This is a genomic window from Pseudomonas sp. FYR_5, from assembly GCF_043106315.1.
Taxonomy (GTDB): Bacteria; Pseudomonadota; Gammaproteobacteria; order Pseudomonadales; family Pseudomonadaceae; genus Aquipseudomonas; species Aquipseudomonas putida_Y.
The window spans coordinates 1-1,093 of sequence record NZ_JBICMK010000111.1; the positions used below are offsets into that span (position 1 = coordinate 1).

The 1,093-nt window shown below is 51.2% G+C and carries 1 rRNA gene; it reads left to right on the top strand.

Annotated features, from left to right (window positions below):
- Nucleotides 1–1,093, top strand: a 23S ribosomal RNA gene (locus tag ACF8RA_RS23285); the annotation flags it as partial.

Sequence of the window (1,093 nt, forward strand, 5' to 3'; positions counted from 1 at the left end):
TCGAGTAGGACGGAGCACGAGAAACTTTGTCTGAATATGGGGGGACCATCCTCCAAGGCTAAATACTACTGACTGACCGATAGTGAACCAGTACCGTGAGGGAAAGGCGAAAAGAACCCCGGAGAGGGGAGTGAAATAGAACCTGAAACCGTATGCGTACAAGCAGTGGGAGCCTACTTTGTTAGGTGACTGCGTACCTTTTGTATAATGGGTCAGCGACTTATATTCAGTGGCGAGCTTAACCGAATAGGGGAGGCGTAGCGAAAGCGAGTCTTAATAGGGCGTTTAGTCGCTGGGTATAGACCCGAAACCGGGCGATCTATCCATGGGCAGGTTGAAGGTTAGGTAACACTGACTGGAGGACCGAACCGACTACCGTTGAAAAGTTAGCGGATGACCTGTGGATCGGAGTGAAAGGCTAATCAAGCTCGGAGATAGCTGGTTCTCCTCGAAAGCTATTTAGGTAGCGCCTCATGTATCACTGTAGGGGGTAGAGCACTGTTTCGGCTAGGGGGTCATCCCGACTTACCAAACCGATGCAAACTCCGAATACCTACAAGTGCCGAGCATGGGAGACACACGGCGGGTGCTAACGTCCGTCGTGAAAAGGGAAACAACCCAGACCGTCAGCTAAGGTCCCAAAGTCATGGTTAAGTGGGAAACGATGTGGGAAGGCTTAGACAGCTAGGAGGTTGGCTTAGAAGCAGCCACCCTTTAAAGAAAGCGTAATAGCTCACTAGTCGAGTCGGCCTGCGCGGAAGATGTAACGGGGCTCAAACCATGCACCGAAGCTACGGGTATCATCTTATGATGATGCGGTAGAGGAGCGTTCTGTAAGCCTGTGAAGGTGAGTTGAGAAGCTTGCTGGAGGTATCAGAAGTGCGAATGCTGACATGAGTAACGACAATGCGAGTGAAAAACTCGCACGCCGAAAGACCAAGGTTTCCTGCGCAACGTTAATCGACGCAGGGTTAGTCGGTCCCTAAGGCGAGGCTGAAAAGCGTAGTCGATGGAAAACAGGTTAATATTCCTGTACTTCCAGTTATTGCGATGGAGGGACGGAGAAGGTTAGGCCAGCCTGGCGTTGGTTGTC